This window comes from Collinsella sp. zg1085 (assembly GCF_018889955.1).
Lineage (GTDB): Bacteria > Actinomycetota > Coriobacteriia > Coriobacteriales > Coriobacteriaceae > Collinsella.
Map to the genome: position 1 here is coordinate 824,203 of NZ_CP076545.1, position 26,448 is coordinate 850,650.

Sequence of the window (26,448 nt, forward strand, 5' to 3'; positions counted from 1 at the left end):
TCTTGCTTGAAAAGCTGAGAGGATTTTGGCATGTACGAGGGAGTTAATGCGTCAGAAGGAATTGGTATTGGCACCGTTATGGTTGCTCATGACCCTGATCTTTCTTTTGAACCCCATTCCGTTTCAGATACCGTTGCAGAGAAAACGCGCTATCAAGAGGCACTGGCAGTTTTTTGTGAGAAAACCCAGGCTCAGGCTGATCACATGAAAACGGCTGTTGGTGAGGCTGAGGCCGAGATTATGGCCGGACATATCATGCTTGCGCAAGACCCCGGTATGACCGACCAAATCATGGGCATGATTGATAATGGCACCTGTGCTGAGCAAGCATTGGTTGAAACAAGCACCATGTTTGAAAACATGTTCTTGTCTATGGACGATGAAATGTTCCGTTTGCGTGCGGCAGATATTTCAGACATTCGTACCGGTATTTTGGCTGAGCTTTTAGGCAAAGAAGTTACCGACCTTTCTGTTTTGCCTCCCAATACGGTTATTGCTGTGCACGATCTTACGCCATCCATGACAGCAACAATTGATAAAGAGCACGTTGCAGGTATTGTTACCGAGACTGGTGGTCGCACTTCACACTCAGCCATTATTGCTCGTGCACTTGAGATTCCAGCAGTTTTGTCTATTTCTAATATTTGCAATTGCTTGCGCAATGGTGTGACTTGCATTGTTGATGGAACAAAGGGTTGTGTGGTGGCAGACCCTGATGAGGCAACGCTTGCTGAGTATTCTGAGCGTGCCCGTGCTATGGCAGAAGAAAAGGCTGCGCTTGAGGCATTTCGTGGCAAAGAGAGCTTAACCGCAGATGGTGTAAAAAAGATTATTGCGTGCAATATTGGAAGTCCTGACGATGTAGCAGGCGCGCTTGAGCATGATGCAGAGGCAATTGGACTGTTCCGTTCTGAGTTCTTGTTTATGGATGCAAAAGAATTGCCAAGTGAAGAGGAGCAGTTCCAGGCATATCGTAAGGTTGCAACTGCTATGAAGGGTGCACCGGTTATTATTCGTACCCTTGATGTGGGCGGCGATAAGGCTATTCCATATCTCAATTTGCAGACCGAAGAGAATCCCTTTATGGGCTATCGTGCGGTGCGTTACTGTCTTGATAACTCTGCTGAGTACAAGGTGCAACTACGGGCGTTGTTGCGTGCAAGTGCCTATGGTGACGTAAAGATTATGGTTCCGTTAGTAACTTGCGTTGAAGAGATTCGTGCTGCACGCGCTCTTGTAGAGGAGTGTAAGGCTGAGCTTTTGGCCGAAGGCATTAAGTTTAACCACGATATTGAGGTCGGCATCATGATGGAGACCCCAGCGGCGGCAAACATTGCCGATTTGCTGGCGCAAGAGTCTGATTTCTTCTCTATTGGCACCAATGACTTAACTGGCTATACCATGGCAGCAGATCGTGGTAATGACCGCGTAAGCTATTTGTATAGCTGGTATTATCCAGCGGTGCTGCGTTCTATTAAGAATATTATTGAGAGCGGTGTAGCAGCTCATATTATGGTTGGCATGTGCGGCGAAGCAGCAGCTGACCCCTTGCTTATTCCCTTGCTAGTAGCTTGGGGTATGGAGGAATTCTCTATGTCTGCACCGAGCATTTTGCGTGCTCGCAAGACCATTTCGCAGTGGACGCGCGCAGAAGCACAAGAGCTTGCTGAGCGTGCCCTCGCGCTCACTACTGCCGAGGAAGTAAAAGCACTCTTGATGGAAGCAGCTCGTTAGTTTTTGCCGGAACTAAGGATGCTTGTTGGTTATAAAAACCTGAGCACCCATAAGAAGATGTAGGAGGCATCTATGTTTTATACACTGACCGCCAACCCTGCGGTTGATATGACTACTTCATGTGTGGCAATTGAGCCTGATGAAAATGTACGTACAACAGGCGCAAGCTACACTGCAAACGGCAAAGGTCTTGACGTAAGTTATGCCCTTAAAAAGTTTGGTATCGACTCAGTTGCACTGGGCTTTTTTGCAGGCTTTACCGGAAAGTTTATCGTTGATGAAACCATGAACATGGGCTGCTTGTGCCGTCCAGTGTGGATTGATGGTATTACTCGTATTAACTGCTACATCAATGATGGCGAGCATGAGTATGGCTTCTTGAATCCAGGTCCGCAGTTAACGCCGCAAAGCGAGGAGGAGCTGTATCGCATTCTTGATACGGCTGGTGACCTTGATTGCTTGGTGGTGTCAGGTTCACTGCCTCCCAAGGCTTCAAAGGACTTTTTAGACAAGGTTATGGATCATGCTCAGGCACGTGGTTCTGAGGTTGTACTAGACCTGTCAAGCACAAAGCTCAAAGAGCTTGCCCATAAAAAGCCGCTCCTTATTAAGCCTAACCATCATGAGATGGCTGAGATTTACGGCATTAAGATTGACACCGATGATGATGCTCGTCGCGCACTTAAGCTAGCACACGAATCTGGTGTGCAAAATATCCTCCTCACTATGGGTAGCCGTGGTTCGGCATATTTCTCCAATGGCGAGGACATTTGGTACGCCAAGCGCGAATTTAATATCAAGCTGGTTTCTTCGGTGTGCGCAGGTGACTGCACCTTGGCTGCCTTCCTGCATATGTGGTTTAAGAACCGCGATAATGTGGAAGAGGCACTTAAACTTGCAATGGCAACTGGTGCAAATGTTGCAGAAAGCCAGGGTTTGGGTGACTTTGGACATGTTGATGAATACAGCAAGCGCGTCACCGTTCGCAAACTTCCACGTGAGTAGCGTATAGTTTCAGCAGAACCTCAGGGCCGTCTCCGTGAGGCGGTCCTTTTTCTTTTGTGAGTAAGAAAAGGGGAGACGTTTTATGATATATACACTTACCGCTAATCCAGCTATTGACTATAATATTTCTTCCGATGGCTTGTATGCCAATACGGTAAATCGCACCCACAATGCTGTGTATTCTCCCAATGGCAAAGGTCTTAACGTAAGCTTTACACTGCATCATTATCAGGTTCCTACTACCATTTTGGGCTTCTTTGCGGGTTTTACCGGACAGTTTATTGTTTCGGGTGCTGAGGCAGCCGGTGTGCCTGTTAAACCAGTCTGGACACAAGGCACAACACGCGTTAATGTCTTTCTTAATGCAGGTCCTCACACCGAGTACAACATGGTAAATGCTGGTGCAGCCATCACCCCAGATGATGAGCGGTCTATGCTTGAGCTTATCGATAGTTTAGATGGCCTTGATTGCTTGGTTATTTCTGGCTCCTTGCCACCAAATACCTCAGAGGGCTTCTTGCTAAATGTCATTAGGTGTGTTCAGGCTAAGGGTGCCGATTTTGTTCTCGATATTTCCGCTCAGCAGCTCGCTAGCTTAGTAACTGAGCGACCACTTTTGATTAAACCTAACGATGATGAGCTTCGTGATATTTTTGGTATTGAGGTGTCGAGCAACGATGAGGCATCAGTTGTACAGGCAATGGCAGAGCTTCATGCGCGGGGCGTACAAAATGTGTTGCTTACCTTAGGTGGTGATGGCGCGTACTTCTCAAACCGCAATGAGATTTGGTTTGCCAACCGCACCTTCGATGTCAAACTGCTTTCAACGGTTTGTGCTGGCGATTCGTCCTTAGCTGCATTTTTGAGCGTGTGGTATACCAATCAAACAGCAATTGAAGAAGCGCTGCGCCTATCAATGGCCACTGGTGCCAATGTGGTTGAGTGCCCAGGATTGGGGGACTTTGCCCGCGTTGACGAGTATAAAAAAGGTATTGAAGTGCGTCGTGTTGGGTAGACCCTACATCTTATAGACGTGCGTTCTTATCTCGTGTCTTGTCGTATGTTTGATACGGATAAAACTTAAGGTGCCCTGTGCTGTTTATAGGCAGCAGATGGCACCTTAATTTTGACTTGATATGGCGGTTGTATTTTTAGGCACTGTGCTCAGCAGGATTGTTATAACCGGTAAGTTTTGAGGTGCAGTGCGGACAGCGCGTGGCATCTACTGCTATCTCTTGCTTGCAATATGGGCAATGAGGAGCAGCTGCAGCAGCCTCGCTGTCTGCGGCTTTTTTAGCAATCCCTGCAAGAGCAAGACCCTTTTCTTTCATCTTGTGAAAAGCATTGATGGTTTTCACAATAAAAAAGACAGCAAGCGCGGTAAGCAAGAAATTAATGATGGCAGAAATAAATGCACTGAAATCAACAATATTGCCATTGAGATTAAGCGTGAGCCCGCCAACGCCACCAACACTTCCGGTTAAAAAGGCAATAAGGGGTTGAATGATATTGGTTACAAGCGCTGTTACCACTGCGGTAAAGGCGCCTCCAATAATTACGCCGACTGCTAAATCAATGACATTTCCACGGCTTATAAACTCAACAAACTCTTGAATAACGGTTTTCTTCTCAGACATGTGTTTACCTTTCAAAAGGGGATAAAATGAGCCTGCACTAAGACAGGATAGGGTGTTGCTTTTTGGTATAATTAAGCAAAACCACAAATGACCTGCGAAAATGTGTAAGCAAGTGGTATAGTACCCCAGCGAGCCCAACATAAACAGGTGTGGCAAAAAGATTGAGGATTCAAAAGGTTTTGAGTATGCGTACATCACAGCATGAGAACACCAAGCGGACGAGCACCTCAGATACATCAAGGTCAGCAGATGAGTATGAAGAACATACACCCCGATACCTTCGCGAGATTCCTCAACGTTTTCCTGCGGCTATGCATACGGCATCAGGAGCATTAAGAAGTTCTTTACTTGAATTTCGTGAGCATGAAGTTCGCTATGCAAGAAATATTTTGCCCTCAGCAAGGCTTTTTGTGCTTGTGTTGATTGTTTCAGTAGCCATGGGTGTACTCGCTTGGGCATTTTTGACCTCGCTTGCATGGGTAAGCGCATTTAGAGTTGTATATCCGGTGTCATTTTTTTCCTTACCGCTCGTGGGTATTGGCACCGCATGGCTCTATCATAGCTACGGAAATGGCGCGCAAAAGGGTAACAACTTGGTTATTGAGAGTGCGCTGGCTGGTCGTATGTTGCAAATTCGTATGGCTGTGATGACCTTTATCTGCTCGGTGGCAACTCATTTTGCAGGTGGCTCTGCCGGACGAGAGGGCACCGCGGTGCAAATTGGCGGCACCATTGCGAGTCAAGTCTCTGAACGTGCAAAACTCACGCCCTATGATCATCATGACCTGTTACTAGCAGGGGTATCGTCAGCCTTTGGTGCGGTATTTGGCACGCCTTTGGCAGGTGCGTTTTTTGGTATGGAAATGTGCTTTGTTGGGAGGCTTGAATACAATGCTTGCCTTTATTGTTTGGTGGCGTCGTTTACTGGTAACGCTATAACTCATCTGTTGGGTATTCATCATAGCAAGCATGTAATAGACATTATTCCCGCGCTCGATGCTCGTATGCTTGCACTTACCGTTTTGGCAGCTTTGACATTTGGTTTAGTTGCCCGCCTGTTCTCCTCAGCAATTCATATGGTCAAGCACATGTATCAAAGTATCCCTGCAAGCTATCTAGTTCGCGCAGCAATCAGCTCAGGTCTTTTGCTGCTTGTATATCTTATTGCTCCTGTTAAGGAATATGCAGGCCTATCAGAATGGATGGTTGATGCGGGTTTTGCAGGCAACACAGGTTTTTGGGATATTGGTATCAAGCTTAGTTTAACTGCACTGACGCTGGGCGCTGGGTTTCAAGGTGGTGAGGTAACGCCACTGTTTTGTCTGGGTGCAGCAAGCGGTGGCTGGTTGGCAACTATGATGGGTTTGCCACCAGCACTTTTAGCCGCGCTTGGTATGATTGCGGTGTTTGGTTCTGCATTGAATGTGCCGGTAACAACGGTTCTTTTAGGCATTGACTTATTTGGGGGCGCAGCGGCACCTTATTTTGTAATTGTAAGCTTTGTAGCATATCTCGTAGCCGGTCATCGTGGTGTGTATCCAGCGCAGATGATTGTGACGCCTAAGCGTCGTTCACTTGCTGATGATGCAAGCATGAGCGTTGCTGAGGCACAAGCACGCCGTCATAAACGCGATATTGAGCGGGTAAAGCAACCTCTAAACAAACGTGGTGTATAGGCAACTCTTGTGGCACGTGAGATGACATGTGAGCTCAGTGAATCGTATGCACGCTTGTCTCGTCTTAAATTTAGCTCTTGCCCCATGCGCTTGCTTGCGGTAGAGTAGCTACGCACCTTGTTTGGTGGCATAGAAGCGGGCGTAGTTCATTGGTAGAACCTCAGCCTTCCAAGCTGATGAGGCGGGTTCGATTCCCGTCGCCCGCTCCATTTTTACTCTTTTTTCTCTATATCGCGTGGCATTGCAGTGGTTTATTTCGTCCTTGCTGCATTTACTCAAATACAGCAACCGTTTTACCTGGGCCGTGTTTAATCTTGCCGAGGTTTTGGAGCTCGTCAACTAAATTTGTTGCAGGAAAACTGTGGGCAACAATAGGGCGAATCGTTCCCGATTCAAGCGCAGGAGTAATTGTTGCAAGCTGTTCTCCGCTGGCATGCATAAAAAGAAAGCGATAGGTAATTCCATGCTTTTGAGCAGCTGCGCGCTCTTTTCGGCTCATCCACCACATAAGCGGTTTGAGATAGGGTTTGCCCAGTTGATTGGCAAACTCAGCATCTGGATGAGAAATTACGCTAACGAGGCTACCACCGGGTTTGATAAGCTTCATAGCGCGAAATGTTTCTTGACCACCTAGAGTATCAAGTACTACATCAACGTCTTTAATATAGTCCTCGTAGGCCTGTGTAGTATAGTCAACTACAATATCGGCTCCTAGCTTTTTTGCAAAGTCAATATCGCGTGTTGAGACGGTTGTGGCAACCGTTGCACCAAGGTATTTGGCAACCTGAATTGCGATAGAACCCAAGCCACCAGCCCCTCCTTGGATAAATACTCGTGACCCCGGCTTAACGTGAGCTTTTTCAGTAAAGGCTTGGAGCGCTGTTAGAGTTACAAGGGGAAGAGCAGCAGCTTCAACCATAGATAGATTTTGAGGTTTTAAGGCAACATCGGCTGCATCCACGCATACAAACTCAGCAAAGGCACCAAGGCGCAAAATATCGGGACGGGCAAACACCTCATCGCCGGGCTTGAACTCTACAACGTCCTCACCAACTGCAACCACAACACCTGCAAATTCGTTTCCCATGGTTTGTGGCAGCTGGTATTGAAAGAGTTGCTTAAATTGGCCAGCCATAATCATGTTATCGAGTGGGTTAAGACCAGCAGCATGAACTTGAACAAGCACCTCATGTGACCGAGCTTGCGGCTTGTCGCACTCCTTCCAAACAGCTTGCGTCTTGTATTGACTCAGTTGTAGAGCTTTCATAGGTACCTTTCTTATACGTCCATAACAACATGCATCATCTGTATTGATGTGTGCAATGCTATGCTGGTACCCCAAACGTTTGTTTTTATACTAAAAGGTGAGTCGATTAATGATGGAATTATACGAGTGAGGCAGGGGAGAATATGATTGATGATGAACTGTTACAAGTAGCACTTGAAACCGCTCGCGCACTCCCTGGCGTGGAAATCTACTCATTTGCTCCTGGTTTTGATGCAGCGCGTGTTGCGGGAAAATGGTTTCTTAATACAACCGTTCGCACGCATCGCTTGGTGAATGTGAAGGCATACCCAGCAGATGTTCAATTATTGATTGAGCAGTTTGTTGGTATTACTCCTGCCTATCACATGAACAAACAGCATTGGATATGCCTTAATCCGGCGCCTGATGTAGATGCTGGTCTTGTTGCTAAATTGGTTGAAGATGCTTACCGTATTGTGTTTGCATCATTGCCAAAATCAAAGCAAAAAGAGCTTATTGAACAGAAAGATTTCTTTGATAAAAATCTGTAATAGCATCAAAGGGAATAACATCGGTTTGGTCGTATAAATCGGTATGGCTTGCATCTGGAATAATCATGAGCTCTTTATTATCACCCGTGAGCTTTTCAAAGGCGCTTTCGCTAAAGTAGCGCGAATGTGCTTTCTCGCCATGTATCACCAGAACCGGGGTTTTAATTTCATCGGTGAAGGCCAAAAACTTCGCATTTAAGAAACTAAGTGCTGAGGTGCTATTCCAACCTTCGTTTGAGTTAAGTGAGCGGGCATGATAGCCACGTTCTGTTTTGTAATAGGCATGATAATCACGCACAAACTGAGGAGCATCATCAGGAAGCGGGTCAACTACACCACCAGCACGTGCAATCTGCCCCGATTGAGCGTCTTGTGTCCGCTGCTCAGCCAGTTGTTGGCGCAATGCTTGACGCTCAGAAGAACCCATTGAGTCGTTATAGCCATACGCGGTAACGCGCGTCATGTCATACATGGTTGAGGCTACAGTTGCTCTAATACGAGGGTCAATAGCAGCAGCGTTAAGTGCAATGCCACCCCAGCCACAAATGCCTAAAATACCAATGCGACTAGCATCAACCTGACTATGCAGCGAAAGAAAGTCCACTGCTGCGGAGAAGTCCTCGGTATTAATATCGGGTGAGGCAACATTGCGCGGTGTTCCAGCGCTTTCGCCAGTGTATGAGGGGTCAAAGGCAAGCGTGACAAAGCCGCGCGCTGCAAGAATTTGGGCATAAAGACCACTTGACTGCTCTTTTACCGCACCAAAAGGTCCGCTGATAGCGATAGCAGGAAGGCTCGTTTTATTGATGAGTTCGTGAGCGATGTAGAGATCTGCCGCAAGCTCAATACCAAAACGATTGGTGAAACTGATTTTGCTATGAGAAATAGAGGGGTCTTTGGGAAATATCTTATCCCAGTCATTTGTTAGTGTGAGTGTGCTCATAGCCTACCTCTTTCTTGGCCAGGAGGGTGTATTCGTGTGCGCCAAGCAAGTATTTCTCATTGATGGCGCACTGAATGTGTATAGGTATCAGGTGGGATACCTTTTTCACCCCATAGTGTTAAAACTATTTTGGTAGGATAAAATCTAAAGCTGACTTTAGGTCAAGGACTATTTTGAGAGGGTAGATGATGACTGAGTCCTATCTAAAAATCGGTGAGGTTGCAGATCGCTTTAATATTCCTGTTTCAACGCTTCGCTACTATGATAAACAGGGATTTTTCCCTGAGCTTAAACGAAGTGGTGGGCAGCGCTTGTTTAGCGAAACAGAACTACAAACCCTACATGTTATTGAGTGCTTAAAGTTATCAGGATTATCACTTGAGCAAATTGCTACTTTTATTGGCTGGTGCGCAGAAGGAGACACGAGCCTAGCCGCACGGTATGAGTTGTTTTGTGAACAAAAACGCAAGCTCAAAGAGCAATACCGTGAGCTTGAGCGGCTTGATGCGCTGCTCACATATAAACAATGGTATTACAAAACCGCTCTTGAGGCGGGGAGTGAGGCTGCGGTACGTGAGCGCGGTGACGATGAGATTCCCGCTGACATTCTTGTGGCACGTAGCGCTGCGTATAGGGAGTAGTTGCTTCTGTGCTCTGTGGTATAGGTTTACCGCGGTGCTCTTTGGATACTCGAAGTCCTAAATATGCATACAGAAAAAAGCTCATCTTGATTATTGATTCATATAGTTGAGTGTCGTATACTCTTCTCTCGCGTCGGGACGTGGCGCAGTTTGGTAGCGCGCCTGCTTTGGGAGCAGGATGTCGAAGGTTCAAATCCTTTCGTCCCGACCATTTTTATGCTCAAATTCCCTCTTTGTTAAAAAATTACCTTGTTGCTTAAACTTCATTTGAATGCGGGCTCACGCGTTGTTGTTAGACGCAATGAGAGCTCTACATGCTTGATTGAGAGCACAAAACTACATGGCATCTGCTTAGTATTTTCGTTGCAGCTACGTTACAGCTTAATCCAAATTGTCAGCAAGCTGGCTCACGTCGTAATATAGCCTGCGGACACGGTGATGGGACATCGTGCATATGACAAAAAGGAGCCAACTATGGGCTATACTCAGCGCGTTATTGATGATTTGAAGTCTCGTTACGCAGATCAACCAGAGTTTATTCAAGCTGCTGAAGAGGTGCTTGTAAGCATCGCTCCTGCAGCTGACGAGAACCCAGCTTATGAGGCTTGCGGTTTACTTGAGCGTCTTGTAGAGCCTGAGCGTATTATTCAGTTTCGCGTACCCTGGATTGATGATGAGGGTCATGTGCAGGTTAATCGTGGCTATCGTATTGAGTTTAATAGTGCTATCGGCCCTTACAAGGGTGGGTTACGCCTACATCCAAGCGTTAATCTTTCTATTCTTAAGTTTCTGGGTTTCGAGCAAATTTTCAAAAACGCGCTTACCACCCTTCCCATTGGCGGCGGTAAGGGTGGCTCCGATTTTGACCCTAAGGGAAAATCTGACCGCGAAGTTATGGCGTTTTGCCAAAGCTTCATGACGGAGCTGCAGCGCCATATAGGCCCTGACACCGATGTTCCGGCAGGCGACATTGGCACGGGTGCTCGTGAGATTGGGTACCTCTTTGGTCAGTACAAGCGCCTGCGCAATGAGTTTACCGGCGTGCTAACCGGCAAGGGTCTAAGCTGGGGCGGCTCTCTTACGCGCACCGAGGCTACTGGATATGGACTTGTGTATTTTGTTCAAGAGTTACTTCGTGAGCGTGGGGAAGAGCTAAACGGTAAGCGCGTCAGCATTTCCGGTTCGGGAAACGTTGCAATATATGCTGCTGAGAAGGCCTCTGAGTTGGGTGCTATCGTTCAAACCATGAGTGACTCAAGCGGCTGGATTTATGAGGAGCAAGGCATTGACCTTGCTGCAATTCATGAGATTAAAGAAGTTTCTCGTGGACGGCTTTCTGATTATGCTGCAACGCATCCTCAGTGCACGTATCACGAGGGACGCGGCGTCTGGAGCGTAGCCACTGATATTGCTCTGCCGTGTGCTACGCAAAATGAGCTGGTCCTCGAAGACGCTCAAACCCTTGTTAAACATGGTGTTTTGCTGGTGGGAGAGGGTGCTAATATGCCTACCACCTTAGAAGCAACCAACTATCTTCTTGAGATGGGTATTTGCTTTTGCCCAGGCAAAGCTTCTAATGCAGGAGGTGTTGCGGTATCTGCGCTTGAGATGGCACAAAACTCTGAGCGTCTTTCCTGGAGTTTTGAAGAGGTTGATGCGCGTCTTAAAGACATTATGGTAGGCATCTATCACGCTGCAGCGGACGCAGCAACAGTCTATGGTAAACCCGACAATCTTGTAGTTGGGGCAAATATTGCCGGCTTTAAGAAGGTGGCTGACGCTATGCTTGCGCAAGGTATCGTGTAGGGGATAGCAAAATAGAATAGAGAGTTGTTTGTGCTCAGCATGTAGTTGCTGGGCACTTTTTATATATACGTAGGCTGGGTTTAGCAGGTTTTAGACAGCGCAGGTAGTGCGCATAAAGCATGGTCTTTACTATGCCTTTACTATCATAGAGGCGCTTGGTTTGACCGTGCGAAAACCATGGTCTTTCATTATTGCCTATAAATTCACTTTGCACATCGGCGCTATCTGGTATTATATGCAGGCTGTGGCTCCTGTGCGGGCGTGGCGGAATTGGCAGACGCGCCAGATTTAGGTTCTGGTGGGCTTCCCGTGAAGGTTCGAGTCCTTTCGCCCGCACCATAAGCCCATATCTACGTCAATTGGGGGTTTCGGCGCCCCATGCTCGCCGAACGTATGAGGAGGAACGTTGAACATCTCTGCTTCTGACGTCCAAGACGCCAAGCTCACTGCCACGGTTACCATTCCTGCTGATGAAGTTGATGCTGCAATTAAAACAGCATTCCGTGCTGCTGCAAAGCAGTACCGCTTCCCAGGTTTTCGCGCGGGTAAGGCTCCACGCAAAGTTGTTGAGTCAATGGTTGGCAAAGACTTTGTACTTGGGCAGGCTACTAACGAGATTTTGGCTAAAAACGAGCCTAAGATTTTGAACGAGCTGGATATTGTTCCTCTTAAGGACGCTAACTATCAAGACCTTGAATCAGTTCAAGACCATACGGATTATACCTACACCGTTGAGTTTAGCCTGCGTCCGGCTCCTGCATTGAGTTCATATGACCCAGTCTCTATCGAGATGCCTCCTGCTGAGGTTACCGAAGCTGAGGTTGAGGCGCAAATTGAGCTGGTGCTCGACTATCAATCCAAGTTTGTTGATGTAGATCGCGCTGTTGAAGACCAAGATTTTGTTCGTGTTGATATTAAAAATCTTGAGAACGCTGAGAGCTTTGAGGGTGAAAACCAACTGCTGCACCTTGGTTCAACTAGCCAACCCAAAGAGTTTGACCAAGCGCTTCTTGGTGCCAAGTTGGGCGATGTAAAAGAGGTAAGCTGGACACATGAGCACCATCATGAGCATGACGATGAACACGCTCACGAGCACGCACATCACCATAAGGTTGAGCTGACGGTTAAAGCTATTCAGGTTCGCCAGGCACCAGAGTTGAGCGAAGAATCAGTCAAAGAGCTCTTTGGCTATGACAACATTGCTGCCATGCGTGAAGCTGTTAAAGAAGACCTTGCTAAAGATAAAGAGAGCCGCTTACCTCAGCTTAAAGAGAACCGAGTGGTTTCAAAGCTTGCTGAGCGTCTTGAGCTTGAGGAGATGGACGCTGATTATGAGCAGTCTGTTTTCCAGGAGCTTGGTCAAAACTTCATGCAGAATCTTTCAGCTCAAGGCATCAATCTTGATATGTGGTTACAAATTAATGGCCTTAGCTCAGATCAGTTTATTGCAGACCTTCATCGTCAAGCTCATGACGTTGCGCGCGAGTCTTTGGCACTTGATGCACTTGCGCGTGAGCGTGCCGTTGAGGTAAGCGAAGACGATTTAGTAGCTGCCTTTGAGTCTGCAGGCATTGAGGATATTGCTGCTAGTCGTGCTGAATTTGAGGCTCAGGGTCGCATGCCTGGTATTCGCGATTCTATCCGTCGTTCCAAGGCTGTTGATTGGCTGGTAGAGACGGCTGAGATTACTGAGGTTGATACCTTTGCAGAGTCTGAGGACAAAGATGAGGAGTCTGCTGATACTGAGTAGGCTTGCCAAGTCTGGGTACAGTAGATTCTGAAATACGTTACGGATAAATGCGGTGCGCTAATCCTCTATCGAGTGATTATGGCACCGTATTTATCATATAAGCAGAGAAAGGATACCTATGGGTCCACGTATAGAATCGTCGCTTGTTCCTATGGTAATTGAGCAAACACCTCGTGGTGAGCGCAGCTTCGACATCTACTCGCGCTTGCTCAACGACCGCATTATCTTTTTGGGCGAAGAGATTAACTCAGTTTCGGCAAATTTGGTGATTGCTCAGCTTTTGCATCTTGAGAGCCAAGCCGCCGATAAGGACATCTCACTCTACATCAATTCACCTGGTGGCGAGGTAACTGCTGGTCTTGCTATTCTTGATACCATGAACTATATCAAGCCTGCAGTTTCAACAATATGCGTTGGCATGGCTGCGTCTATGGCAGCGGTGCTACTTGCTTGTGGTGAGCGCAACAAGCGTTTCTGCTTGCCCAACGCATCGGTCATGATTCACCAGCCAAGTGGTGGTGCCCGTGGTCAGCAAACTGAGATTGAGATTATGGCAAAAGAGATTCGTGAAACGCGTCGCCGCCTCAATCAGATATTGAGTGATGCAACGGGTCAGCCGGTTGAAAAGATTCAAACAGATACTGAGCGTGATAACTTTATGTCAGCTGATGAAGCTTTGAGCTATGGTTTGGTTGATCGTATTGTTTCCTCACGTCTTGAGGCTGCAAAGGGTATTGAGTAATGCTTCTCTTGCATACAAAGGAGGCTTCTCTATGAACGAAGATGGAACAGGTCACTCGCAAGAGGATATGGTGTGCTCCTTTTGTGGCAAGCGCCGTGATCAAGTTGATAAGCTGGTCAAGGCACCTAATAACACGTATATCTGTGATGAGTGTGTTGCCGCATGTACCGAGCTTTTAGAAGCTGCAGTAACGCAGGAGTTTTTAGAGCAGCATCAATTTCATCAAGGATATGATTCAGAAAAGCCCCCACTGAGTTTTAAGACCTATGCCTCGCCCATGCAAAACTACTTTAACTCAATGCGCAATAACAAATTGCAAGGATATTTGGGTGATGAGTATGACGAAGAGCCTGAGCCAGATGACCAGGCTCTTGAGTCGCTCATCACGGATGTCCCAACACCGCATGAAATTTATAATGAGCTTTCTAAGTATGTCATGGGACAAGAAGATGCCAAGCGTGCTATGGCAGTGGCGGTGTATAACCACTATAATCGCGTGCTTGAGCAAGAACTTAACGATGCGCTTGATTCTGAGGATGAAGTTGAGCTTTCAAAGTCAAATATCTTGTTGCTTGGACCCACTGGTACCGGTAAAACGCTGTTAGCACAAACCCTTGCTCGTGTGCTTGAGGTTCCGTTTGCAATTGCAGATGCAACCGCGCTCACCGAAGCAGGCTATGTGGGCGAAGATGTTGAAAACATTTTGCTTAAACTCATCACCGCCGCCGATGGCGATATAGAACGCGCTCAAATTGGCATTATATATATTGATGAGATTGACAAAATTGCCCGCAAAGCAGAAAACGTCTCAATCACGCGTGATGTTTCTGGTGAAGGTGTACAGCAGGCTCTGCTTAAAATTCTTGAGGGCACAGTTGCGAGCGTACCTCCTGCAGGTGGTCGAAAGCATCCGCACCAAGACCTCTTGCAAATCGATACCACCAATATTTTGTTTATCTGTGGCGGCGCATTTGTGGGGCTTGATAAAATTGTGGCAAGCCGTGTGGGAAATAAAGGCATTGGCTTTAATTCTGAGCTTGCTGGTCCAACCAGCGCTGATGAGAACCACCTGTTGCGTCAGGTTTTGCCGAGTGACTTAAATGATTTTGGCATGATTCCTGAGTTTGTTGGTCGTACTCCGGTCATAACGCAGACTGCTGCTCTTGACGAAGGCGACCTTGTTCGCATTTTAACTGAGCCAAAAAACGCTATTGTTAAGCAATATCAGCGTATGTTTGCTCTTGAACACTGTGCGCTTGAGTTTGAACAAGATGCATTGCTCGAAATTGCTCGCAAAGCACTTGAACGAAAAACCGGTGCACGGGGTCTGCGTTCTATCTGCGAAGATGTGCTCCAAACAACCATGTTTGACCTTCCGTCTGAGGAAGGTGTTGAAAAGGTTATTGTGAGTGCGGCGGCAGTACGCGGTGAAGAGGAGCCTTTGCGCGTGAGGACACAACACTAAGCTCTCATATGTCTTGGTGTAAGGTGCGTTAGAATCGCTTGAGCATGCATGTGTACGTAGTGCAACTAAAGCACGTATATCGAGCATAGAATCTGAAAGGTTAGCTATATGGTTGACATGCCAAAGACATATGACCCAGCGCTCATCGAACCATCAATATTAGCCTCGTGGCTTGATAAGGGCTATTACCGGCGACGGGGAAACATTGGCGATTGCACCATAACAATCCCTCCGCCCAATGTGACCGGCAAGCTACACATGGGTCATGCAACCGATGACACCATTCAGGACACCATCGTGCGTATGGCACGCATGCGCGGCATATCAACCCGCTGGATTTTAGGCACCGATCATGCTGGTATTGCTACGCAGACCAAGGTTGACAAAAAGCTTAAATCAGAAGGAAAAAGCCGCCTTGAAATGGGTCGAGAGGCTTTTTTGGATGCATGTTGGGATTGGACGCACGAATACGGCGGCATTATCGTTGAGCAGATTAAGCGCATGGGTTGCTCCATCGACTTTGAGCATGAGCGTTTTACAATGGATGATGATTATGCCGCGGCGGTTCGTAAGGTCTTTGTGGATTGGTATCATGATGGCCTGATTTACCGGGGGCATCGCATTGTCAACTGGTGTCCACAGTGCACTACGGCTATTTCTGACGATGAGGCAGAGTATAAGACTGAAGCAGGTCATCTCTGGTACCTGCGCTATCCGTTAACTGAGCCGGTTAATGGTCAAAACTATATTGTTGTAGCAACTACACGCCCTGAAACAATGCTTGGAGATACTGGCATTGCGGTCTCTCCCAAAGACCCTGAAAAAGCTGCTTTTGTGGGCAAGACCGTTACCTTGCCCATTACTAATCGCGAAATACCTATCTTTGAAGATTGGCATGTCGATGCTGGCTTTGGTACCGGTTTTGTAAAGGTTACTCCTGCTCACGACCTTAATGACTACGCCATGGGGCTCTCGCATGACCTCGAGCAAATTAACATATTTGACGAGCATGCGGTGGTGGTACCCGGATTTGGCGAGTTTTCAGGCATGACGCGTGAGCAGTGTCGTGAGGCAGTGCTTGCGTGGTTTAGCGAGCATGACTTATTAGACGATACCGTTGAACATGAGCATGCGGTTATGCATTGCTATCGCTGTGATACAACACTTGAGCCATGGCTATCTGAGCAGTGGTTTGTTGCAGTTGACAAATTAAAAACGCCAGCACTGCAAGCAGTTAAAGACGGACGTGTGCGTTTTCATCCTGAGCGCTGGACACAAACCTATACCACTTGGATGGAGAACCTCAAGGACTGGTGCATCTCGCGCCAGCTCTGGTGGGGTCATCGTATCCCGGTGTTTTATTGCGCAGATTGTGGCTGGGAAGATGCGTGTATCCACGATGCTGCTAGCTGTCCAAACTGCGGAAGTACGCATATCACGCAGGACGAAAATGTCCTCGATACCTGGTTTTCTTCCCAGCTTTGGACCTTTGCAACGCAAGGCTGGCCTCAGTTACATGCAGAGCTTGAGGCACATCATCCCACTGCTGCACTCGTTACCGCGCGTGACATTATTGCGCTTTGGGTTGCACGCATGATAATGAGTTCGCTTTACTTCCTTGACGAGATTCCTTTTAAGGATGTAGTGATATACCCAACGATTTTGGCTAAAGATGGCAGTCGTATGTCAAAGTCAAAGGGCAACGGCGTTGACCCTATGGAGCTAATTGAGCGCTACGGCGCCGATGCCATGCGTTTTAATCTGCTCACACTTTGTACCACCAATCAAGATGTCAAATTTGATGCCGATATTGATGTAAAAACTCATGTGTTTAAGGGGTCACCTCGCACTGAGCAGGCACGGTCGTTTGTTACCAAAATTTGGAACGCAAGTCGCTTTTTGCTTATGAATATGGAGGGCTATACACCCGGTGCTCCACGTGCAGAAACAGCGGCTGATGCTTGGATGTTCTCACGCTTGGCACGTGCGTCTCAAATGGTGACACAAGGTATTGAGTCATATAGCTTTGGAGAGATGGCGCGCAACCTACAGTCTTTCTTCTGGAATGAGGTTTGCGACTGGTATATCGAGGTTTCAAAGGCGCGTCTCATGGGCGCGGAGCATCGTTTGCAAGCGCAGCGCAATCTTATTTTTGTGCTGGACGCTTCCTTGCGTCTTATGCATCCACTTATGCCTTTTGTAACCGAAGCAGTCTGGCAAGAAATGCCTGCAAGTTATCTTGATTTTGATACTCAAACCGGAGAGATTAGCCGTTCTGATGCTTTGATGATAGCTGCATGGCCTGAGCCTGCGCGCTTGAGTGAATATATTAATGACGAAGCCGAACGAAGCTTTGAGCTGCTACGCACTGTTGTGTCAGCAGCGCGTTCAACTCGAGCACGCTATCGCTTAAGCCCCAAAGAGAAGCTTAGTTGTGTGGTCAATTTGAGCCCCAATGACGTTTCGCGCTTTGAGTCTCTGGTTGATTTAGCGGCTTCACTTGCACATATTGAGCTGCACGTGGGAAGCAATCTTTCTAAACCAGAGGCAAGTGTTGCGCTTGTTGATACAGGGATTGAGGTTTTTGTCGTTCTAGCAGGAAAGGTTAATTTTGCAGCAGAGGTAGCACGTCTCACAAAAGAGATTGCACAAGCAACAAAAGAGCTTGAGGCAGCCACGCGCACCCTTTCAAATGAAGGCTTCCTAGCTAAGGCTGCACCCGAGGTTGTTGCTGGTAAGCGTGCTCGCGCTGCTGAGCTTACCGAAACAATCGAAAATCTCAAGGCACAGCTAACTGATTTTGACAATTCATAAACTGGTACATAGTGCAGGAAACTAGTTAGTGTACAAATGCCCATAAAGATACATAGGTAGTAAATCCCCTCCTTCTTGTGATTTTGCTGGGGGGGGGGAAGTACACTATCAAAGTCTTTTATTCGATAGGAGTAGACATGATTGAGATTTCGAACGTATCAAAAAGCTATGATGGTGGGTCAACGTTTGCTGTTGATGACATTTCACTTGAGATTCGCGCAGGCGAAATTTTTGGCTTACTTGGTCATAACGGTGCCGGTAAGTCAACCTTGCTCAATATGATTGTTGGCGTACTTGCACTAACAAAGGGTTCAATTTCGATTGATGGCAACAATCTGAGTGAGAATTTCCTTGAAACAAAACGCCGTATGAGTTTTGTTGGCGACTCACCCGACCATCTGCTTCGCCTCAAAGGTCATGAGTTTTTGCGCTTTATTGGAGACCTGTATGAGGTGCCAACCGATATCCGCGCTGAGCGGATTGCAACGCTTGCTAAGACCTATGGCATGGAACAAGAACTAGATAATCAAATTCAGTCATATTCTCACGGTATGCGTCAAAAGATTATGGTTATGGGCGCCCTCTTGCCAAACCCCGATAACTGGATTTTAGACGAACCAATGACAGGTTTGGATCCGTCTGCTGCTTGGCAGCTTAAGCAAACCATGCGCGAGCATGCTGATGCAGGAAAAACCGTCTTGTTTTCAACGCATGTCTTAGATGTTGCTGAGCGCGTCGTTGATCGCGTGGGTATTATTTCACATGGTAAATTGTTATTTGTAGGCACCATTGAGGAAATGCGCGAGCACTTCAAGCGCAATGAATCGCTTGAAGAGATGTTCTTGGAACTCACAAGCGAGACATCACCGCTTGATACTACACAATCACAAGCCAGCGAGGAGGTGCGCTAAGGTGAGCAACGAATCCGCTCTCTTACAGCCTAGTCGCTTTGATTTTAAGCAATTCTGGCTTTTGCTGTGGGTTATCCGAAAAGGCGAGTTAAACGACGATGCACTTGGTATGGGGCTTGCCTCGGGTGCACGTTCAAAGAAGCGCAAGTTCGCTATGCCCGCATTGGTGCGTACGCTTCTTATGAGCATCGCTTTTTTGACACTTGCCATTTTCTTTTTCTTTATGGGCACTTCACTTGCTAGCTTGTCTCCGTTCAAACTGTTGCAGCTTGCGATAATGGCAGAGCTTATGATGACACTGTTGACAGGTGTGTATTCGGCGGTCAATCTTTTATTCTTTTCTAAGGACAATGGCTACTATCTCACCTTACCGGTATCTCCAATAGCGCTCATGTGGGCAAAGATTGTTCGTTATCTTGCTCTTTCTATATTTGGAAGCCTGCTTTTGCTGCCACTTTCTTTTGGTGGACTCTATGGACAAGGTGCAGCTATAGGTGATTGGGTACTTGTGAGCGTTGCCTATCTTGCTTCCTCTCTTGTCATAAGCATCATGATTACCTTGTTTACCATCGTAATTGTGCGCTTCTCATCCTTTGCTCACGATAAAGATAAGTTTGCTCAAGTATTTGGCATTATCATTATGGTGCTTGCTATTGGCGCGGGCGTGGGCATCCAGTTTCTTGCGCAAGACGAAACTGGTACAAATGTTATGGCAGTTGCTGATACCCTTCTATCTGGTCCAGTATTAACCTTTGCCACCATATTTTGCACGCCGCTTCTTGGTATGCCATATCTATTTGACGGCACGCTTACAGGTGTACTCATCGGCCTTGTTATAGCATACGGCTCTGCGGTGCTTTGGTGTCTGGCAATTTCTTGGGCAGGTAAAGCATGGTATCTTGATGGAATGATGAGCTTTCAGGGTTCGGGTGCACGACGTAGCAAAAAGCAGTTTGATACAGGTGAGCTGAGCGCGGTTGCTGGGTCGCGGAGTACCTTAAAGGCGTTTATTGCTCGCGACTGGAAGCACATGACTCGAACTCCCGCCTTTTTTAATCAGATGGTGCTTTCACCGCTTCTGTCGCCTATTTATATCATTGCAATATTTGGTGTAGTGTTTTTTGTACGCAGTGGTGAGCTGGATATGGATATAGCTACGCTTTACACAGCACTTACCCAGTTCACATCAACAGTCGATTTTGGACACCCAGCGCTTGTGCTTATCACACTTGGATTGCTTGCATTCAAGATTTTCATGGGGCTCTCCTCAATGGCCTATACCCTTTCGGTGAGTCGTGATGGTGAGGATTTCTTCTTCCTTCGCACGCTTCCCGTTAATTGGCGAACTTATTTAATGTCCAAACTGGTAACCGGTATGCATGGTGATGCCTTAGTACTCATCATCTTGATAACTATTATTGCTGTGGCGCAACTTCCGCTTGTAAGCTCTGCATATTTGATTGCCGTTCTTATCGTGGCAACACTTTCTTTGGCATTCTTGTCAACAGCACAAGGTGCTCTGTTTCCGGTGCTTCACTGGGAAAGTGAAGCTCAGGTCATGAAAGGTGGTGCAGCTGCCTTGAGGGTATATGCCAGCTTGATTGTTTCAGCCTTGGCTATGTCACTACCGGCGCTGTTACTTGGATTTACTGTGTTCGGAGACTTAGAACTTCCTCTTGATTTGGTTTTGTGGGGAGCACTTGGCTTACAAGTAATTATTTGTGTGGTATGTGCATGGCTGCTCTTTGGATTTGCAGCACGTTCCTTAGCAGCGCGCGAGTCATAGCCTGTGTCTTTTGAGACTACATGGGTATATGCGTATGCCCACATAAACATACCTATAAAACCCAGGCTTCGGTCTGGGTTTTTCTTACTAGAGCAGAGAGGTCTGGCTTCATACACCCACCGAATCCACCATTTTTGAGAGCTTTAATATGGTTCTTGTATAAGCTTGTATCTTGCGCGATAGTAAGAAGTTGCTATTGCTGACACATTGAAAGGTCGTGCTGGTATGAGTGAGTTTTTGTCCGATATAGAGATTGCCCAAGCCGCTCAGGCACGCCCTATTACCGAGGTTGCTGCAGAGCTTGGACTAAATGAGGACCAGCTTGAGGTCTATGGCCGTCTAAAAGCAAAAGTTGATATTCATGCACTGGCAGATATGCCGCGAAAAGGAAAGTTGGTACTCGTTACTGCTATCTCACCTACACCAGCAGGGGAGGGCAAGACAACAACATCAGTTGGACTTGCCGATGCTTTGAGAAAGCTTGGTAAACGTGCTGTGTTGGCACTGCGTGAGCCTTCTTTAGGTCCGGTTTTTGGCATTAAAGGTGGAGCAGCGGGCGGTGGTTATGCGCAGGTTATTCCTATGGAAGACATAAACCTGCACTTCACGGGCGACTTTCATGCTATAGGCGCTGCCAATAATTTGCTCGCAGCACTTCTTGATAATCATATTCAACAAGGCAATGCGCTCGGTATTGACCCTAAGCGTATTACATGGAAACGCGTTGTTGATATGAATGATAGGCAGCTGCGCCATGTCATTGATGGATTGGGTGGAACATCACAGGGTGTACCTCGTGAAGATGGTTTCGACATTACCGTGGCATCTGAGGTAATGGCTGTCTTTTGCCTCGCTACCGATTTGCTCGACCTTAAAGAGCGTCTGGGCAATATGGTTGTTGCGTACAGCTATACCGGTGAGCCAATTTATGCACGTGACTTACACGCTGAGGGTGCTATGACAGCGCTTCTAAAAGACGCGCTCAAGCCTAATTTAGTGCAGACACTCGAGCATACTCCTGCCTTTGTTCACGGCGGGCCATTCGCCAATATTGCACATGGCTGCAACTCGGTAATAGCTACCGATACTGCCCTTAAACTTGGTGAATATGTTGTCACAGAGGCTGGGTTTGGTGCAGATTTAGGTGCAGAAAAATTCTGTGACATAAAAGCGCGGACGGCTCAGCTAAGCCCTGTTGCCTGCGTGGTTGTGGCAACACTTCGTGCGCTTAAGATGCATGGAGGATTGGGTAAAAACGAGCTCTCTCACGAAGACCTTGAGGCACTTAAAGCGGGACTGCCTAATCTTGAGCAGCATGTTCAGAATATGCAGGAAGTTTTTGGGCTGCCGGTTGTGGTAGCTATTAACGTATTCCCAACCGATACAGCATCAGAGCTTGATGCGGTTCGTGCGGCTTGTCAAAAAATGGGAGTGCGCGTGGCCGTGTCTGAGGTCTGGGCACGAGGGGGAGACGGCGGCTGTGAGCTTGCAGAAGAAGTGGTTCGTCTCTGCGAGGAAGGTCACGCAAAGCTACGCTTTAGTTATGATGTGCATAGCTCAATTGAGCAAAAGTTAAACGTAATCGCGCAGAAGGTCTACCACGCAGACGGAGTTGAGCTCACGCTCGCTGCTCGTCGGCAATGCGCAGAGCTTGAGGCGCAAGGCTTTGGCGAGCTCCCTATATGCATGGCAAAAACGCAGTATTCCTTCTCGGATAATCCGCAGCTACGAGGTGCACCGCGCGATTTTGTTGTTACTATTCGTAACTTGAAGGTTTCTGCTGGTGCAGGCTTTATTGTGGCACTCACTGGTGCCATTATGACCATGCCAGGACTTCCTAAGATGCCAGCTGCTGAGCACATTGATGTTTTAGAAGACGGAACGATTGTTGGTCTCTTCTAGCAAGACGGTAGGCAAAAACGATACAAGCCATACGGTTAGGGAGCTCGATGGAAGCACATAAGCAATTGAATATGTGGGGGCAGCAATCAATTGATACATTCACCTCTGCTTTAGCTGCAAAGACTCCTGTTCCAGGAGGTGGAGGTGCTACAGCGGTACTCGGTGCGCTGTCTAGTGCACTTTGCTGCATGGCGCTACATTTTACCCAAGGAAAGCTTACTGCTGCTCCTTTTGAAGATGAATTGGCCCAACTTGAGCGTCAGCTTCTTGTAGCACGCTCGTGCTTTATACAGCTCATTGATGATGATGCACGTGCGTTTGAGCCTTTGTCTCAAGCATGGGCGATACCTAAAGATAATCCCTGTCGCGCAAAGGCTATAGATAAGGCAACTTGGGAAGCCGCGCAACCCCCGCGCCGCATGATGCGAGAGCTTATCAAGCTTATTCCGGTGTTTGAGCGTATGGCTATCATTGGCAGCCCTATCATGCGCTCTGATGTTGCCTGCGGGGCAGTCACGGCGCGGGCAGCGCTTATGTGTGCTGCTATAAATATAGAGGTTAATGCAGATGCGCTAACAAACACCGAGCAGGCTAATGAGCTCAAACACGAGATAGAACACATGCGCAACCATGAGCTTTCACGCCTTGACGCGCTTATAGATTCACTCGTTACTCCAACATAGAAACGGAACTATATGACAGAGATACTACGTGGCGCTCCGGTGGCCCATGCACTTGAAGAGCAGCTTGCGGCGCGTATTCAGCATCTGCAAACAGCAGGGATTCAACCGTGCTTGGTGAGCCTTCGGGTAGGTGAGCGTGTAGATGATATTGCCTATGAGCGCTCAGCTGCGCGTCGTGCTGAGAAAAATGGGCTTATTACACGCCAGATTGTGCTGCCTGAACAGGTGTCTGAACATGTTCTCCTCGAAACGATTATGCAGATAAACGATGACCCGTTGATTCATGGTTGCTTGATTCTTCGCCCCCTGCCTTCTCATATTGATGAGACCCGCATCTGTGCTGCGCTTAAGCCAGAAAAAGATATTGATGGCATTACTCCAAGCTCGCTGTATGCGGTCTTCGCACACCAAAATAAAGGATTTGCACCCGCTACACCGGCTGCGGTTATGAAAGCGCTTGACCATTATCAGTGTGATGTAGCCGGAAAACATGTTGTGCTGATTGGGCGCTCATTGGTTGTTGGAAGACCTTTGTCAATGCTCCTTCAGGCAGCGCATGCAACAGTTACCATGTGTCATTCCAGAACTCAAAACCTGAAACAGCTCACACAAGAGGCCGATATACTTATTGTTGCAGCAGGGCATGCACGCATGATTGATGCTTCCCATGTGAGAGCTGGTCAGACGCTCATTGACGTTGGTATTAACTGGGATAAATCGTCTAATAAACTGGTAGGAGACCTTGATTTTGAGGCGGTTGAGGCTCTTGCTGGGGCTGTGACGCCCGTACCTGGAGGCATTGGAGCAATTACCACGGCTGTGCTTATTGAACATGTAGTTCAAGCGGCAGAGCGTATACATGCATCAACCCTTAATGCTGTGTAAATCATGACATCAAATACTACAGAGGCTAAAGCCGCGCTTCGAAGCAAGTTGCTTCAACAACGCTCAATGCTTGATGCGTCTATCCGCGCAGATTCTGATGCCAGAATTGCTCATCAGCTGCAGCAGTTATCCGTATTTTGGCGGGCAGATATGATACTGAGCTACATGGCACATGACAGTGAGGTTCAAACTCAGACAAGTATTCAAGCTGCTCTTGATGCAGATATACCTGTTGCGCTACCAGCTGTACGTCCCAAGCGACATCTTTCGTGGTTTTTGATTAAGAGTTTTGATGATGTATGTCCCGCATCATTTGGTTTGTTAGAACCTGATTCCACGCGCTGCAAACCAGCACCCGCCCCTAGCGCGTCTACCGTGGCAATAGTGCCTGCTCTTGCTTATGACAAAGCAGGCTATCGCTTGGGTTATGGTGGCGGCTATTATGACCAGTTTTTAAGAGACTTTCCCGGCATCTCAATAGGCTTGGTTCGCTCAAATACATTGCTTGAATCGCTCGCTGAACGTGGTGCACGTGAGGCGCATGATATAGCCGTTGACATACTTATAAGTGAGACTGATGTATATGATGTTCGTCAATAGCTGTATATATCTTACAGCTTGTATGAGCCTCTATATAAACGATTACTATATACGTTTGCTTCAAGGTATGACCATACATTTTGGAGAGGATTGAAATATATGTCGCAGCACACCGCCCAGCTCAATCAATATAGCGTTCCGTTTGTGGTACCTGAGCTCAGCTATCAAGATGCTTGTGCAATCTCGCAAGATACCGGTTCAATTCCGGGTATTACCGGTCCTTTACTTGAGACGGTTGTGGATATGCTCGATGAGCTTGCACGACCAGATGCACATATGGATGTCATTCAGATTGCAGGGACCAATGGTAAGTCATCAACCACCCGTTTTTGTGCAGCAATGTTAATGGGAGAGGGATATAACACTGCACTGTATACCTCTCCTCACCTCGTGGAATACCCTGAGCGCATGGAGCTTAACGGACAGATTGTAAGCCAAGATATGTATGCACACGGTGTCTCTGCGGCTGCTGAGGCAGGTCGTCGAGTTAATGAGCGCCGTAACACCCAGGGTTTGGCTCCCTATATCATTACACCATTTGATTTACTAACAGTTGCTGCGCTGGTAATTTTTGCCGAAGCACAGATGGATGTTTGCGTGCTTGAGGTTGGTCTTGGTGGTCGTTGGGACGCAACCAGTGCAACAAATCCTTCTTTGGTAGCAATTACTGGCATCGGCTATGACCACATGCATATTCTGGGTAATACACTTGCCGAGATTACTGCTGAGAAGGCTGCCATTATTAAGCCGGGGCGTACGGTAATTCTCGGAGCAGGAACTCAGCTTCCAGAGGTTCGCTCAGTTATTGAGGAGCAGTGTGAACAAGCGGGTGTAACTCCGTTGTATCCACATCATGAGCTGCTGCACGCACCGGGCTATCTGGGTGATAGCCTAAAGCTTAACGTGCAAGGCATATATCAAAGCTACACCGTTGAGGCAACAAAGCCGGTGTATCAAGCACAAAATATTGCGCTTGCAGTGGCTCTAACAGAGGCATATGTGGGTCACGCGCTGCAGGAGGGGCATATTCGCGTAGCTCTGCAGCAATGTCCAACACCAGGGCGTTTTGATATAGTGCAGCACGAGCCTTTGATACTCATCGATGCTTGTCATAACCCCCAGAGCTGTGCTCATTTTGTTCAAGCGCTTGATGAGTTGTCGCCAGATGTGAATAAGCGTCCCACCTTGCTGATTGCTGCCCTATCAGATAAGGATGTAGAAGGAATCGTAGATGTGCTCTCTGCTGCCTTTCCGCGGTTTGCGGTTACGCAAACCACATCAGCGCGGTCGTTGCCTGCTCAAGACTTGGCAGAGCGGTTGCGTGCTCATCTGTGTCAACAGGGGAGAAACGAGGTAGAGATTGAGTGTTTTACACACGTTGGAGAAGCTCTGTCGAGCTATCGTGAACGCGGCTTAGCGCTTGTGGCAGCAGGCACCATTACGCTTGCAGGCGAAGTAAGTCGCGAGCTAAGGAGTCAAGCTTTCACGCGGTAAAACTACTTCTCTCACGTTTGACAAAAATGGGCAATATGGCAGTAAGAAACCCCCGTGGGTCGATAAGTTCTTTATAAAACAGCAGGTAGATGAACTGATGTTTTTATACCGATAGGGGGTTTATTGCCACATTGCCCGTTTTTGTCAGAATATAGTGCCAAATTGCCCATTTCTGTC

Annotated in this window: 21 protein-coding genes and 3 tRNA genes; 21 read left to right on the plus strand and 3 right to left on the minus strand. The window is 47.5% G+C overall.

From position 1 onward, the window contains the following. Window positions 1-30 precede the first annotated feature (30 nt). The 3 genes from ptsP (at window position 31) to KPC83_RS03440 (ending at window position 3,754) form a co-directional block, all read left to right on the plus strand. A complete protein-coding gene (ptsP, locus tag KPC83_RS03430; RefSeq protein WP_216279163.1) occupies window positions 31-1,734 on the plus strand; it encodes a phosphoenolpyruvate--protein phosphotransferase in 1,704 nt (567 codons plus the stop codon). A 72-nt stretch (window positions 1,735-1,806) separates the two neighbouring features. Then, on the plus strand, window positions 1,807-2,739 hold the full coding sequence (locus KPC83_RS03435) for a 1-phosphofructokinase family hexose kinase (protein WP_216279164.1): 933 nt from the start codon (window positions 1,807-1,809) through the stop codon (window positions 2,737-2,739). Between the two features lie 82 nt (window positions 2,740-2,821). After that, complete coding sequence (locus KPC83_RS03440; RefSeq protein WP_216279165.1) at window positions 2,822-3,754, plus strand: 1-phosphofructokinase family hexose kinase; 933 nt, start codon at window positions 2,822-2,824, stop codon at window positions 3,752-3,754. Between the two features lie 136 nt (window positions 3,755-3,890). Here KPC83_RS03440 and mscL read toward each other — a convergent pair whose 3' ends face one another. Further along, window positions 3,891-4,376, minus strand: a complete 486-nt coding sequence (mscL, locus tag KPC83_RS03445) for a large conductance mechanosensitive channel protein MscL (RefSeq protein WP_216279166.1) — start codon at window positions 4,374-4,376, stop codon at window positions 3,891-3,893. A gap of 185 nt (window positions 4,377-4,561) precedes the next feature. On the opposite strand from mscL, the gene KPC83_RS03450 reads away from it, so the two are divergent. Further along, window positions 4,562-6,052 carry a chloride channel protein gene (locus tag KPC83_RS03450; RefSeq protein WP_253201007.1) on the plus strand — a complete coding sequence of 497 codons (1,491 nt, stop codon included), beginning with the start codon at window positions 4,562-4,564 and terminating at the stop codon, window positions 6,050-6,052. A 135-nt stretch (window positions 6,053-6,187) separates the two neighbouring features. Then, window positions 6,188-6,261: transfer RNA gene (locus KPC83_RS03455), tRNA-Gly, on the plus strand. Window positions 6,262-6,323: 62 nt separating this feature from the next. Here KPC83_RS03455 and KPC83_RS03460 read toward each other — a convergent pair. After that, on the minus strand, window positions 6,324-7,319 hold the full coding sequence (locus KPC83_RS03460) for an NADP-dependent oxidoreductase (protein ID WP_216279167.1): 996 nt from the start codon (window positions 7,317-7,319) through the stop codon (window positions 6,324-6,326). Window positions 7,320-7,462: 143 nt separating this feature from the next. Between KPC83_RS03460 and KPC83_RS03465 the strand changes: the two genes are divergently transcribed. Further along, window positions 7,463-7,849 carry an MmcQ/YjbR family DNA-binding protein gene (locus KPC83_RS03465; protein ID WP_216279168.1) on the plus strand — a complete coding sequence of 129 codons (387 nt, stop codon included), beginning with the start codon at window positions 7,463-7,465 and terminating at the stop codon, window positions 7,847-7,849. Here the strand turns inward: KPC83_RS03465 and KPC83_RS03470 are convergent. Continuing rightward, entirely contained in the window at window positions 7,812-8,792 is a 981-nt protein-coding gene (locus tag KPC83_RS03470) for an alpha/beta hydrolase (protein WP_216279169.1), read from the minus strand. The genes KPC83_RS03465 and KPC83_RS03470 overlap by 38 nt on opposite strands. Window positions 8,793-8,980: 188 nt before the next feature. Here KPC83_RS03470 and KPC83_RS03475 point away from each other — a divergent pair, with 188 nt between their 5' ends. From KPC83_RS03475 to KPC83_RS03545, 15 genes are all read left to right on the plus strand, one after another. Further along, on the plus strand, window positions 8,981-9,433 hold the full coding sequence (locus tag KPC83_RS03475; RefSeq protein WP_216279170.1) for a MerR family transcriptional regulator: 453 nt from the start codon (window positions 8,981-8,983) through the stop codon (window positions 9,431-9,433). Between the two features lie 134 nt (window positions 9,434-9,567). After that, a tRNA-Pro gene (locus tag KPC83_RS03480) sits at window positions 9,568-9,644 on the plus strand. 263 nt (window positions 9,645-9,907) lie between these two features. Next, window positions 9,908-11,239, plus strand: coding sequence for an NADP-specific glutamate dehydrogenase (gdhA, locus tag KPC83_RS03485; protein WP_216279171.1), 1,332 nt, complete (start codon window positions 9,908-9,910; stop codon window positions 11,237-11,239). Between the two features lie 255 nt (window positions 11,240-11,494). Next, window positions 11,495-11,578 (plus strand) — tRNA-Leu (locus KPC83_RS03490). Window positions 11,579-11,645: 67 nt separating this feature from the next. After that, window positions 11,646-12,989 carry a trigger factor gene (gene tig / locus KPC83_RS03495; RefSeq protein ID WP_216279172.1) on the plus strand — a complete coding sequence of 448 codons (1,344 nt, stop codon included), beginning with the start codon at window positions 11,646-11,648 and terminating at the stop codon, window positions 12,987-12,989. A 118-nt stretch (window positions 12,990-13,107) separates the two neighbouring features. Beyond that, complete coding sequence (locus KPC83_RS03500; RefSeq protein ID WP_216279173.1) at window positions 13,108-13,731, plus strand: ATP-dependent Clp protease proteolytic subunit; 624 nt, start codon at window positions 13,108-13,110, stop codon at window positions 13,729-13,731. Between the two features lie 31 nt (window positions 13,732-13,762). After that, window positions 13,763-15,196 carry an ATP-dependent Clp protease ATP-binding subunit ClpX gene (gene clpX / locus KPC83_RS03505; RefSeq protein ID WP_253201008.1) on the plus strand — a complete coding sequence of 478 codons (1,434 nt, stop codon included), beginning with the start codon at window positions 13,763-13,765 and terminating at the stop codon, window positions 15,194-15,196. 108 nt (window positions 15,197-15,304) lie between these two features. Continuing rightward, window positions 15,305-18,010 (plus strand): valine--tRNA ligase, encoded by a 2,706-nt coding sequence (locus KPC83_RS03510; protein WP_216279174.1) that lies wholly within the window; start codon window positions 15,305-15,307, stop codon window positions 18,008-18,010. Window positions 18,011-18,147: 137 nt separating this feature from the next. Beyond that, complete coding sequence (locus tag KPC83_RS03515; protein ID WP_216279175.1) at window positions 18,148-18,921, plus strand: ABC transporter ATP-binding protein; 774 nt, start codon at window positions 18,148-18,150, stop codon at window positions 18,919-18,921. 1 nt (window position 18,922) lies between these two features. After that, entirely contained in the window at window positions 18,923-20,707 is a 1,785-nt protein-coding gene (locus tag KPC83_RS03520) for a hypothetical protein (RefSeq protein WP_216279176.1), read from the plus strand. A gap of 225 nt (window positions 20,708-20,932) precedes the next feature. Next, a complete protein-coding gene (locus tag KPC83_RS03525) occupies window positions 20,933-22,609 on the plus strand; it encodes a formate--tetrahydrofolate ligase (protein ID WP_216279177.1) in 1,677 nt (558 codons plus the stop codon). A gap of 47 nt (window positions 22,610-22,656) precedes the next feature. Next, window positions 22,657-23,292 carry a cyclodeaminase/cyclohydrolase family protein gene (locus KPC83_RS03530; RefSeq protein ID WP_216279178.1) on the plus strand — a complete coding sequence of 212 codons (636 nt, stop codon included), beginning with the start codon at window positions 22,657-22,659 and terminating at the stop codon, window positions 23,290-23,292. Between the two features lie 12 nt (window positions 23,293-23,304). Continuing rightward, window positions 23,305-24,177 carry a bifunctional 5,10-methylenetetrahydrofolate dehydrogenase/5,10-methenyltetrahydrofolate cyclohydrolase gene (locus KPC83_RS03535; RefSeq protein WP_216279179.1) on the plus strand — a complete coding sequence of 291 codons (873 nt, stop codon included), beginning with the start codon at window positions 23,305-23,307 and terminating at the stop codon, window positions 24,175-24,177. 3 nt (window positions 24,178-24,180) lie between these two features. Then, window positions 24,181-24,777, plus strand: a complete 597-nt coding sequence (locus KPC83_RS03540; RefSeq protein WP_216279180.1) for a 5-formyltetrahydrofolate cyclo-ligase — start codon at window positions 24,181-24,183, stop codon at window positions 24,775-24,777. A gap of 99 nt (window positions 24,778-24,876) precedes the next feature. Beyond that, window positions 24,877-26,271, plus strand: coding sequence for a folylpolyglutamate synthase/dihydrofolate synthase family protein (locus KPC83_RS03545; RefSeq protein WP_216279181.1), 1,395 nt, complete (start codon window positions 24,877-24,879; stop codon window positions 26,269-26,271). The last annotated feature ends 177 nt before the right edge of the window (window positions 26,272-26,448 follow it).

Bases quoted from the DNA above. Each gene is read 5' to 3' on its own strand.
- KPC83_RS03450 (WP_253201007.1), top strand. From the start codon at position 4,562: ATGCGTACATCACAGCATGAGAACACCAAGCGGACGAGCACCTCAGAT.
- KPC83_RS03440 (WP_216279165.1), top strand. From the start codon at position 2,822: ATGATATATACACTTACCGCTAATCCAGCTATTGACTATAATATTTCT.
- KPC83_RS03545 (WP_216279181.1), top strand. From the start codon at position 24,877: ATGTCGCAGCACACCGCCCAGCTCAATCAATATAGCGTTCCGTTTGTG.
- KPC83_RS03475 (WP_216279170.1), top strand. From the start codon at position 8,981: ATGACTGAGTCCTATCTAAAAATCGGTGAGGTTGCAGATCGCTTTAAT.
- KPC83_RS03500 (WP_216279173.1), top strand. From the start codon at position 13,108: ATGGGTCCACGTATAGAATCGTCGCTTGTTCCTATGGTAATTGAGCAA.
- KPC83_RS03435 (WP_216279164.1), top strand. From the start codon at position 1,807: ATGTTTTATACACTGACCGCCAACCCTGCGGTTGATATGACTACTTCA.
- KPC83_RS03470 (WP_216279169.1), bottom strand. From the start codon at position 8,792: ATGAGCACACTCACACTAACAAATGACTGGGATAAGATATTTCCCAAA.
- KPC83_RS03540 (WP_216279180.1), top strand. From the start codon at position 24,181: ATGACATCAAATACTACAGAGGCTAAAGCCGCGCTTCGAAGCAAGTTG.
- KPC83_RS03515 (WP_216279175.1), top strand. From the start codon at position 18,148: ATGATTGAGATTTCGAACGTATCAAAAAGCTATGATGGTGGGTCAACG.
- KPC83_RS03535 (WP_216279179.1), top strand. From the start codon at position 23,305: ATGACAGAGATACTACGTGGCGCTCCGGTGGCCCATGCACTTGAAGAG.
- KPC83_RS03465 (WP_216279168.1), top strand. From the start codon at position 7,463: ATGATTGATGATGAACTGTTACAAGTAGCACTTGAAACCGCTCGCGCA.
- KPC83_RS03530 (WP_216279178.1), top strand. From the start codon at position 22,657: ATGGAAGCACATAAGCAATTGAATATGTGGGGGCAGCAATCAATTGAT.
- KPC83_RS03460 (WP_216279167.1), bottom strand. From the start codon at position 7,319: ATGAAAGCTCTACAACTGAGTCAATACAAGACGCAAGCTGTTTGGAAG.
- gdhA (WP_216279171.1), top strand. From the start codon at position 9,908: ATGGGCTATACTCAGCGCGTTATTGATGATTTGAAGTCTCGTTACGCA.
- KPC83_RS03525 (WP_216279177.1), top strand. From the start codon at position 20,933: ATGAGTGAGTTTTTGTCCGATATAGAGATTGCCCAAGCCGCTCAGGCA.
- KPC83_RS03510 (WP_216279174.1), top strand. From the start codon at position 15,305: ATGGTTGACATGCCAAAGACATATGACCCAGCGCTCATCGAACCATCA.
- ptsP (WP_216279163.1), top strand. From the start codon at position 31: ATGTACGAGGGAGTTAATGCGTCAGAAGGAATTGGTATTGGCACCGTT.
- mscL (WP_216279166.1), bottom strand. From the start codon at position 4,376: ATGTCTGAGAAGAAAACCGTTATTCAAGAGTTTGTTGAGTTTATAAGC.
- clpX (WP_253201008.1), top strand. From the start codon at position 13,763: ATGAACGAAGATGGAACAGGTCACTCGCAAGAGGATATGGTGTGCTCC.